Genomic DNA, 11,028 nt, shown 5'->3' on the forward strand with positions numbered 1-11,028 from the left:
GTCAATCCTTTAGCAGGTGAGATTTATTCGTCGATTCCTGCTTCTCTGAACATTTTCTTTCTGTGATCGGCAGTGTGAGCAGGCGTGCAGGGTGCCGTCGTTGTCAGCGAATACTCGCTTGTATTGGTCAGTGACGTGGTGGCCGCAGTTATCACAACGCAGGTTTGGTAAGGCCAGTCAGTTCGCCAGTGAAATCTTCGGAAACTGTGGAGGGGTAGATACCGGTGTGTATTGAGGTTCTCGGAAAGGGCTTTGTGTTATTACTGATGATCTTCTATTGTATCTGAGGCACTGCGACAGGTGCTAAAGCACGACTCTCTGCCAGATGACTAGACAGTAGCTCCGAGCCTCTTTTGTGTTGGTTACTCAGCTTTGCACGTTAGCGTCGGTGGTTGAGTGAACGAAGAGGTGGTCGATCTCTTCCATGAGGTCATCGACGCCACGATCATCGTTGTCCCGAACCCACGAGAGAAGGTTGTAGACGGCTTCCTTCAGCGAATGTTCGAGGTTCGCTCGAAGCGATGACGCTTTCGAGCGAACCGTCCCCAAGGCGCTCGACTCAGGATCAAGACGAACGAGACTGTAGGCAGCCATCAGAAGGTGCCAGTGCCGACTGGCACCTTCGTCGGTCTGCATCTCGCAGTCTCCTAGGCCGAGATCCTGCTTCGAGTCCTCGAAGAACGTCTCGATGCGCCACCGCATCCCGTAGGAGCGGATCACGTGCTGGGTCGGTGCGTCGATTTTGTTCGTGGCGAGGTACTTGACCGGGTTCTCTTCGTCGTCTTCGTCAGTTTCTTTCTCGGCGATGACCAGCTTCACGTCTCCCAGTTGGGAGACGGGAAGCTTCTTCGTCCAGATGTGGTAGGTCTCGTCCTCAACGTTACGCTCGACGGTGTCGATGCGCTCTGCCAGCGCATCGACGCTGATCTCTTCGCCGGCGTAGGTTACCTGTCGGTTGCTCCGGAGCGGGCCGATCCAGTCGTTACCGTAGGATTCGATGTGTTCGACGAGGGCAGAATCGTGAGCGAACCACGAGTCGAAGAGGTAGGTGTCCGCCGGGACACCTACCTCGTCTTCGAGTTCGGTGACGATCTCACGGGCGAGATCGTACTTGGTGTCGTGGTTTTGGTCATCTTCGTCCTGTTTTTCGTAGAGGCGGAAAGTGAGTGGGTAGGCAGTTTTGTCGTCAGCGTAGAAGGCGTAGATGAGGTCTTGGCCCCAGAAAGTGTCACCTTCGGCGTGATCATAGAAGTGTCCGACGCCGGGGACTTCGTCCCCGGCTTTCTCGGTGATCGTGTCGTCGAGGATGATGTAGCCATCCTTCGACCAACGTGTTTCGCCGTGTTTTTGGAGTTCTTCGAGGCGTTCGTGGTTAAATTGCTGTTCGTCCCAGTCGTACTCGGTGAGGAACTTGTTGAGAGCGCGTTTGCCGCTGGCTGGAAGAACTTCGCGTGCGATGCCCGCCACGGTCTTGTTGCTGGCCGCAACAAGACCTGTGGCGTAGGTTTTGGCATGACGGCGTTGTGCCGGTGACAGCGAGTCGAACTCGTCGAACACGCGCGTACACGACAGGAAATCCGTGATCGGCATCATCTGTCTTTGGCACTTCCTACGTCACGCTCCTACTTCAACGTGCAAAGCTGAGTTGGTTAGGAAAGAATCGAGGTTACTCTACTCTGATGGCATGTTGGCCAGTTTGCGGACTGTTTCCTTGCGATCCGGGAGTAAGAGGATCATCACGATCGCGCCGAAGGCAAGGGCAGTGATCAGACCGGCCCACTCGACCGGATCGCCAGCTGCAAGCCTCTCGATTGCGCCGTTCTGGCTCAGCAGTATAGTGGCAACCGCTGCGATCAGTGCCCAGCTTCCGATGATCATTGTCGCGGTGGACCTGTTTGGCGGATACTTGATCTCCGGGTGAGCCTTCATGAAGACAGACTTCGCACGGCTCCATGAGGCCGCTACAGTCGCGTACCAGGAAGCAACAGCAACCAGCGAGATAGCACTGCGAGTCTTGGTCGACTCGTTAACTATCTTGGCCACTTCGATCCCGCTGATTTTGAGCTTCACTTTCTTGTCGTCGATTCCCAGTACCTCTCGCACCTCCTTGTCAATCCTGACGACTCCCCGGTCGTTGATACGCGAAATAGTGCTACAAGTTTCGTCCGGCAACTGTTTGACGTCGATTCCTTCGTCTTCGACTTTCACGACCTTGATTTCAGAGAGTCTAACGAGATCACCATCTGTGATATCAAGTAAATCCCGGATCTCGGAGTCGATTGTGACACTCCCGCGTTCGTTCATATAAGCGATCGTTTGTTCGCTCATGCAATCAACTGGTTAACGAAATACTATATTTCTGTTGGTCATTCAAAATATTCCAATCAATTGGAACGTTTGATATTGGTGTATTGACGTTTCAGACTCAGTCGAATACAATCTGACTTGTATTGAGAATCTCCGATTCAATTAGCCATACTCATCATGTTCTCGTTTTTCCCTCTCGATTAATACTGAGGTTAGCACTCTGTCCGAGGATACATTCAAAAATCTATTCGAGGCTTGGGATTCGTTTCCTGCGTATTTTAGCGGTTTTCGCTTGATAGCTGATGATCAGCGGTTGTTCGAATTGTCCGGAAGAGAACTCAGCGTAAACGATGAGGGGTTAGAAGCCCTCGTTGAACGCGATCTGGACCCTGCAGTCGACATCGATTATTATCGTGGCGGGTTCGACCGGTACTATCCAGACGAGATCCGGAACGCTGCTGGTTTGCTTTATGGATTTGCATCAGAACTCAACGATGCGAACACTACCGTCACCATCGAACTTGGCCTTCAGAAGGGGCGAATTGCCTCGGAGCTCCTCAGCGAGGAGTTCTCCTCCGATTTAAATTTGAATCCTCTCCTTTGGTGGGCGCCATCGGATCTGTTCAGATGGATCGGAAGTCACAGCCCACATGAAGTTGCAGCTGAGCTATTCGAATACGAGTCCTTCCCTGTATTTCTCTTTCTTCAGGATGCTCCTGATGAGGTCTTTCCTGTTACAATGTGGACTGCGAGTAGCGTTGAAGCACTCCCAAAAGAGGAACTTGAGGAGGCTGCCGACCAGTACTTTGACTGTATGTCTGCTTCCCGAAAGTTCACTCACTGGCGTGGAGACCTTTCACCAATCCACCCTTCGATAGTTGAGGGTCTTTGGGAAACCTGCGATAGCGAACAAGTTTCTCCTCTCTATTCATACTCTCTGTTAGGTGTTCTCTCCGCAGCTGTTGACCATGACGGCCAGATGATGCAGTTCCAATTCTCTAATGAACCTGAATTCAATCCTCGGCTTGACTTGTCTGAGCAATGTGTAGAGTGGGGCAATGACGGAATATGTGCAATTCGAGATCTCCACCAATCGTTTGAAGCTGAAGAGAAAAAAGATGCATTTCGAGATCTCTGGCAGTTAGCTATAACTGAACACTGTCGAGGTACAGAGCGTGGTATCGAAATGCTTCCAGAGGTCATTGAGGATGTTAAATCGAGTTACCAAGACCTCCAGGTATCTGCTGTCGAAGAAAACTTCGAAGCTCTGAGTGACGTACTTGAAGACACGCAGACTTTAATGGCTGGATTAACTGATCGGCTTTCATCGGCAGCCAATGAAACTTCTCAAGATATTCAACGATTGACGTTTACACTCCTTGGTGCAATCGTCGCGAACATCTTCTTGGTACTTCGATGGAGCGACCGAAGTCTAGTGCCACCATTTTCGCTTTTTGTTCTTATTGTGATTGTTGGATTCTACCTCCCCCTCATTCAAGGAAGAATTGAGGATCTGAACCACACAATCACAGAAGTGAAGAACGACTATGAATTCTACGAGAAGCATATTCGCCGGTTCAACAAGGACCTATTCCGGTTTGGTGATCTTGAAGATCGGAAATCAGCATACGTGAAGTTAGCTGAAAAGCAACGCCAGCGGGCACAAACCCAGCTTCGAAGAGTCTTCTACGCTCTACTCACCGTTTGGTGCGGATTGGCCATCTGGTCTGGGTTCGCATATTCGTTCGGACAACCGCAGTCGCTTGCGTTAGCGTTCTCTGGTGTAGTGCTTGCCATCCTTTCTTTTGCCCCCACTGATGGGCCGTTCGGTCACGGCGGTTACGACTATTTCAGCAGAAGTGCGGCGGTAGTCACTCTTGTCATCATCTTCCTTTCGTTCGCTTACCCCCTACTTCCGCTGTCTATCGGAAGCATCCAGAACTTCTGATTGGACTGTTCCGACGACACATTTTTGAAACCCACCTGAGTCTGATAGTCTGTGTCAATTATACGAGCGAAGTCTATCGATTCTCTCTATGAAGAATGCAAGGATTTCGACCTTGTGCTTGTGCCGGATGCGCCGATGGCGAGCGCCCTGAACCGGCGTCTTGACCAACCTCACTTCGGACCATTCGCGATCACACCACGGCGCCTGGCTGCCCGACGTCGAGAACAGGCCGAAGATCGACTCGCGTTCCTCGAAATCATTCAGACGACTGACCTCAACTGGAAGGAGACGTCCTATGCGGTCGGGAACATCCTCCAGTGCTGGGAGTATCAGGGGACGGCTGACGCTATTCTGGACTACGAGCAGTTCGCGACGACGGCAACGCACACTGCTGTCGACTGTATCACAGAGATGGACACGACGTCTAACCGTCTCACTGAGTACAGTATCGAAGCCGACACGTCGGTCGCTGTCGTCGGCTTCAAGCAACTTACCGAACTCGAACGCTCGATCCTTCCCCCAGACTACGAGACGGTCGACCCGTTCACCGACGAGTCATTCGATCATCCACCCTTCCGCATTCTCGACTCACCGGCCGCAATCGTCGACGCGGTCCTCGATACGGTCACACCGGAGAACGCCGACGACGTGGCTGTCGTCCTCGATGCAGCTAGTCAGTATTCCTCGCTCATTGAGTCGGCGCTGGAAGCTGCAGAGATTCCATATTACGGTGGTCCGGGGTTCAATGACGATGCTCGTCACCGCGCATTCCTACAGCTCCTTCGAAGTGCCCACGCTGGCCGGGATACGCGAGTAGGCGACGTTCGACCACTCCTCACCCAGCTCGGGATGCCCGTCGACATCGAGCACGACGAGAAGCGTCTCTACGACCTTGACCGCCCGGAAGTAGACTGGCTCCTTGAGTTCCGTGATGAGATTCGGTCCCGCACATTCGAGGAGGTCATCGACGAATACGAAGCAGTCACGGACGCCTCTATTGACGCCTTCAGAGAGGAACTCGCGACGCTCGGCCTCCTTGACGACGCTGTCATCGAACCGGCAGTTGACCGTCTCGAGTTCTATCTACAGTCGTACGAAGTTCCTGTGGATCGGGAGAACGAAGGTGTCCTATTGGCAGATGCAAAATCGGCTGCTCACGTCGACCGCGCTGTCGTGTTCTATCTCGCCCTTGACGAAGGTTGGACACATTCGTCGCCCCGCCGCCCGTGGGTCGACCGAAATCAGGAGTTCGAGCGGAACATCCGGCAGTTCCAGCTCCTCCTGCAGAACGGCGTCGACCAGTACTACCTCGTGCAGGACACCGCCGGTGGAACGCCCGTCACCCCGTGCCTATACTTTGAGGAACTGTTCGATGAGGAGTTCGACCGATTCAGTGATTTGGACTCACTGCAGCATTCACGGGCGTCTCGAACGACACAGGACGGATTCGAAAAAGAACCACTCGATGTCTCCCCCGAGGAAGTCACCGCACTCAGCCAGTCGAGCCTGAACTCCTACGTCAATTCACCCCGCGATTACTTCTTCAGCCGACTCGTCGACAATCCGGATAAGGATCACTTCAGGGAAGGGAACCTGTTCCACGACTTCGCGGAGTTCTATGTCTCGCATCCGGACGCCATCACGTCTGATACACTCGACGATGTAGCCGCAACCATTCTCGACGAAGTCGACCCGTTCCTCCGGGGCGTCGACCAGGAAGTCCGACTCACTAAGTACCGTGTCGGTCTCCAGACCATCGTTGAATACCTGAATGCAAACTCTCCTCACGGTGACACCCTGGTGACGCCTGACGGTGGTCGGGGAGAGAACTTCTTCGCCGAGTATTACGACCGCCCCATCGATGCGTCGCACACCGAACGCTGGTTCGAGAACACTGATCTCGGGTTGAAGGGCAAGATCGACCTCGTTCACAGCCCGACCCGACTCCTCGACTATAAGAGTGGCTCAAAGAAGTCAGCATACTCGATTGTAAAGCATTCGGCGATTGATCCACCGAGCGATAAACCGAACTTCCAGGCGTTGCTGTATCTCGCTCACCAGCGGACTGAGCACCCGGATGAGGAACTGCGATTCACGTTCTTCCACTTCCTCGAAACGCTTGACGATGTGGTGACTGGGGATGGATCTCTCGAGGACTGCCTCACTACGGTGACCTACTATCCAGTCACCTTCGAGGAATACATCGCGAGCCCAGCTGTCTTCATGGAACTGCAGGAAGACGCCGCGAACGACTGTAACAAGACCTTCTCGAAGTCGACATTTGAAGTCTACCGAGCGGTGTTGGATGCGTACGAGTTCCCGGACACCAACGACAGTGACGAACTCATCGGATCCGAGTTCGGAGACGCGCTCACAGAGCGATTGATTGCTGATGTTGGGGACTACAAGTACGTGAAAAACGGCTGTAAGCAGGCCCTGAGACACCTGCTCCGTATTCGCAACCAGAACTATTTCACCGGCGATGTGGATGCATTCGAGCAGTTCGTCCAAGATCGCCTTTCGGAGTTGAACGACCGTCGTGCCGGTGATGAGCGCTTCCCGGTTCAGGGACTCGGTGGCGATCCAAACTATCGGTACGTGGACAACCGCGATTGCATCCTGGAGGGTGAGTCGCGATGACTGCACCAAACGACCAACAGCAAGACCTCATCGACAGCAAACAGGGCATCCACGTCGTCGACGCCGGCGCAGGGACTGGAAAGACGTTCACCGTCACCCGTCGCTACGCCGAAATCGTCGACCAAGACGATGTCGAACCTGAGGACGTCCTCCTCGTGACGTTCACCAACAACGCGGCGACGGAGATGAAGGACCGAATCGTCGCCCACTGTGACTACGGGATGCGTGAACTCTCGGACGCACCGATCCAGACGTTCCACAGCCTCTGTCACGACATCCTCATGGAGCACGGCTTCGAGGCACCGACGCTCCTCGGCATCGACGACCGCATCACGGGGTCCACACGTGTCCTCGAAGACGAGAACGTCGAGAAGGCGCAGTTCCGCGAGTTCATCCGTCGGTTCAGCGACGACCATCCCGAGTACGACGACTTCTTCCGCGCCGTCGAGGAACCAGTCGAACTCCTCGGGTTAATTAATCAGCTTGCAGCGAAAGGTGTCTTCCCGACGGCTCAAGGCTGGTATCGCAACGGCGAGCGGTATTTGGACGGTGATTTCGAGGCGTTCCGCGAGATCTTCGACGAATTGAACCAGCCCCGAAACGACGGGAACAAGCAGTCGAAGCTTCGCTCGAAACTCGGAGGCTATGGGGATGACAAGTGTTATCTCCCAGACGCGCCCGAGGAGGACGAGATCCGTGGTGGATGGGGTGAGAAGCAGGTTCCTGATGGCGTCGCACAGCTGGTGTTTGACGAACAGCGAGAGGCCCTCAAGAACTTCGTTCACGACGTCTACCACGAATACCTTGAGTTCGCACTCAGTCGGAACTACCTCAACTTCAGCTTTCTTCAACTATTTGCGTTCGTCCTGCTCTGTGACGACCATCGACTCCGCGACGACGTCGCGTTCGAGTACGTGATGATCGACGAGTTCCAGGATTCTAGCGAGATCCAGTTCAAACTCGCACTCCTGCTCGCGGACACGAACAATGTCTGTGTCGTCGGCGACTGGAAACAGAGCATCTACTCGTTCCAGTACGCCGCCGTCGAGAACATCACCGAGTTCGAGTCCCGCCTGGATCGGTTCGTCGACGAGCTCAACGAGGACCACGAACGAGTGTCGTGGCCAACCCGCCCGATCATCGATATCGAGCTCGTCGAGAACTACCGGTCGACGCAGGACATTCTCGACTTCTCCGAGCACAGCCTGGTGACACCCGCGGCGAGCACGGACGACGTCGACGAGACGGCTGTGCGAGATAGAGTTGTGTCGCTCTCCTCGAACGCCTCGCACGAGAATTCTCAGATAGAGGCGATTCAACACGAAGACGAACACGAAGCCATTCTGACCAAGATTCAGGAGATCGTCGGGAACGACGCGTATCAGGTCGAGGAGGATGGGGAACTTCGTTTGCCAGAGTACGGTGACATCGCCGTCCTCACCCGGACTCGTGACTTCGGCCGAGAACTCCTCTCTGTCGCCGAGGCGTATGGGTTGCCGATGGCATACGAAGGAGGCATCGAGTTGTTCCGGTCTGACCCGGCGAAGCTTCTCCTGGCGTGGCTGCGAATCCTCGAATCCGACGCGGAGCGAGGATGGGCAGTCGTGCTTGAGGAAGCTGGCTACCCGCTCGACGAAGTCAAACACGTGCTCGATAGTGAGGAGTACCCCACCAACATGCAGGCGTTCAAGTCGGAGCTTGCGTCGCTGGAGACGGTCGGTGGGGTTGCCCAGCGCGTGTTCTCCCAGTACGACTACGACGGGGCCTATGCCGACGTGCTGCTGACGACGATTCAGTCCGTCCACAGCGCGACGACATTGACACGAGGTGACCTCATTCGATTCATCGAACGCGGCATCGAGGACGGAAGCACCCACGAGGTCCACGCGAGCGCCGGTATGAATTCGGTGACGGTCCAGACCATCCACGCGGCCAAGGGACTCGAGCACCCCATTGTCGTGCTCGCGAACATGAACTCCCATTGTTTCCCACCGTCAGGTGGGAACAGTAACGCGATCACGTTCGACGATCCGATCGGGATACGCCAGCGGAAACTCTACGCCGACGATCACGGGTATCCTCACATCCACGACAACTGGCGAGCCGACGTCCTTCGAAAGTGCCTGCCGCGTGGATACGATGAGGAACGACGCTTGCTCTATGTCGCGATGACGCGGGCTGAGAGCCACCTCGTGTTCGCTGCAGGCGAGAGCCCGAACACGTTCATTGAAGAGCTCCCGGTCGACCTCGAGGAACTAGAACCCAACGTTCAGGAAGATGATATCGACGAGACGACACAGGCACACTTGCAGATTGCTGTGCCGACGCCGGATGGTCCAGTCGGTCACTCGCCGCATACGCTGATGCGTGACGATGTGTTCGAGGATGTCGATGGCGGGAGAGGGACAGCGTTCGGAACGCAGACCCACGAGTTCGCTGAGCGGTACGTACTGGAAGGAGACATCGAGCCCTCGAACGACGACGAACGTCACATCAAGTCGTTCATAGACTCGCTCGATGGTGAGCTTCGAGTTGAGGAGGATACGTATCTGCCACTCACTGTCGACGGAGAGCAGGTCACCATCTCAGGAATCGTCGACCTCGTTCACCTTCGTCCCGATGCCGTTGAAATCATCGACTTCAAAACTGACCTCGGGCGGCACGCCGAGAATGAGTATCGGAAGCAACTCAGCGTGTACTATCACGTGCTGAATGAATGGTTCCCTGGTCGAGAGGTGACCACAGGGATCTTCTATACTGCACAAGGGGTCCGTGTTGATATTGATCCACTCTCGAAAGCGGACCTAGTCGTGCTGATTAGTCAAGAACAGCGTTCGGAAGCCAGCGTTCTCGAGTAGTCGTACCGCAAATCCAGATGTTTCCTACACAACGTCTTCGAACATAGTTGGACTTTGTTCGGGGACAAATTGTTCGACGGCAACGGAGCCTTCAGAGTGGGAAGAACATCTGCGCACTCAGCACTGATCGAGGTGAACTGAGGCTGTTTGATACTCGTCTGGAGCCATGCAAGCGTTTATACGGTAGAAGAGTCAAGATTAGGTTGACCAATGAGTCTTGATGAGGCGGTTGACGAAGCGCTCGCGACGTACAATATGTCGCGCAGCCAAGAGGCCGAAGAAACGGGCCGAACAGTCGCCACACTCCAAGACTAACGGCACTTCTTAGTCGAGGTTCCGAATCTTTTCAGCGAACTCTGCTTTCGATAGCCCTGGCGTTTCCTTCAGCTCCGGATAGCCTGCGCGTTCGACGGCCTCCTCGACGAACTCGATCCAGAGGTCTTCGTGCTGCTCCGCATAGACGATCTTCGCCTCACTCGGGTACATATCCAGCTCGTATGCGGTCAAGTCGATTTCGACGGCGTGTTTCCGTTCAAGTGTTCTCGCGCCGAAGCGGTACAGGTGCTTGAAGAGGACATTCTTCCGTCGAACGGTCAACAGCCGCTTCGATTCGTTGATGTACTCATTAACCCATTCCCGCCAGTCGTACGTCTCTGGATCGACTTCTATAGACGTTTCCGGCATGGAGAAATTCGGATTCAGACGTCGGAGGTAGAACTGGATCAGTGCGACAGCCGTCCGGTGGTTGGCGTTCGGAAGTGCGTGTTTCAGAATCAGGTTCGAGGCGAGTCGGCCTGCAACGGCTGTTGCTGGGCCCTCCCACGACGTCCGATCAAGCACGTCCGGCAGCGCGTCGACGTCAATTTTCTTGTACGCCTCGACAGGAACACCTTCTTCTTTCTCGTTTTGAGCGATGAGGGCGCGGTAGATCTCGAGTAGACGAACGACGATGGTGCTGTTGTCCTCGCTCATCTTCGCGAGTGACTCATTCAGGTTAAAATCGATCTCACGAACAGGCTCACCGCCGACGCGGGACGTATAGACGACGTAGAATTCTTCGTCGATATCGTATTCCTGAACCTTCACTGCGACGTCGTCATCGTAACCGACGATCTGCGAGACGATTTCACCAGGGTCCGGATGGACGAAGTCAAGAGAGAATTGCTTGTCACCGGGATGGTGGTAGTAGACGTGGCCCATCTGGTATGCTATACTCTTTCGTCAGTACTTATTAACCCAGTTTGTCGAACAGGGGGTTTATATGTAAAGCGTTGT

The 11,028-nt window shown here is 54.5% G+C and carries 7 protein-coding genes; 3 read left to right on the forward strand and 4 right to left on the reverse strand.

Annotated elements, in window-relative coordinates:
- Nucleotides 1-9 precede the first annotated feature (9 nt).
- From CHINAEXTREME_RS22660 to CHINAEXTREME_RS20830, 3 genes are all read right to left on the reverse strand, one after another.
- Nucleotides 10-177, reverse strand: coding sequence for a DUF7563 family protein (locus CHINAEXTREME_RS22660; RefSeq protein WP_449289601.1), 168 nt, complete (start codon nucleotides 175-177; stop codon nucleotides 10-12).
- Nucleotides 178-366: 189 nt separating this feature from the next.
- Nucleotides 367-1,593, reverse strand: a complete 1,227-nt coding sequence (locus CHINAEXTREME_RS20825; RefSeq protein ID WP_007143056.1) for an IS701-like element ISHala4 family transposase — start codon at nucleotides 1,591-1,593, stop codon at nucleotides 367-369.
- 78 nt (nucleotides 1,594-1,671) lie between these two features.
- A complete protein-coding gene (locus CHINAEXTREME_RS20830) occupies nucleotides 1,672-2,328 on the reverse strand; it encodes a hypothetical protein (RefSeq protein ID WP_007143057.1) in 657 nt (218 codons plus the stop codon).
- Nucleotides 2,329-2,599: 271 nt separating this feature from the next.
- On the opposite strand from CHINAEXTREME_RS20830, the gene CHINAEXTREME_RS22365 reads away from it, so the two are divergent.
- From CHINAEXTREME_RS22365 to CHINAEXTREME_RS20845, 3 genes are read left to right on the forward strand one after another with little or no spacing between them, the layout of a single operon-like run.
- Nucleotides 2,600-4,255 (forward strand): hypothetical protein, encoded by a 1,656-nt coding sequence (locus CHINAEXTREME_RS22365; RefSeq protein WP_238593402.1) that lies wholly within the window; start codon nucleotides 2,600-2,602, stop codon nucleotides 4,253-4,255.
- Nucleotides 4,256-4,306: 51 nt separating this feature from the next.
- Nucleotides 4,307-6,895, forward strand: coding sequence for a PD-(D/E)XK nuclease family protein (locus CHINAEXTREME_RS20840; RefSeq protein WP_029601773.1), 2,589 nt, complete (start codon nucleotides 4,307-4,309; stop codon nucleotides 6,893-6,895).
- The gene (locus CHINAEXTREME_RS20845; RefSeq protein ID WP_007143060.1) at nucleotides 6,892-9,753 is read left to right on the forward strand and encodes a UvrD-helicase domain-containing protein; all 2,862 of its coding nucleotides are present in this window, start codon (nucleotides 6,892-6,894) and stop codon (nucleotides 9,751-9,753) included. Before CHINAEXTREME_RS20840 ends, CHINAEXTREME_RS20845 begins: the two co-directional genes overlap by 4 nt.
- 324 nt (nucleotides 9,754-10,077) lie before the next feature.
- Here CHINAEXTREME_RS20845 and CHINAEXTREME_RS20850 read toward each other — a convergent pair whose 3' ends face one another.
- Nucleotides 10,078-10,953, reverse strand: a complete 876-nt coding sequence (locus tag CHINAEXTREME_RS20850) for a hypothetical protein (RefSeq protein WP_007143061.1) — start codon at nucleotides 10,951-10,953, stop codon at nucleotides 10,078-10,080.
- Nucleotides 10,954-11,028 lie beyond the last annotated feature (75 nt).

The sequence above is a fragment of the Halobiforma lacisalsi AJ5 genome, from assembly GCF_000226975.2.
Lineage (GTDB): Archaea > Halobacteriota > Halobacteria > Halobacteriales > Natrialbaceae > Natronobacterium > Natronobacterium lacisalsi.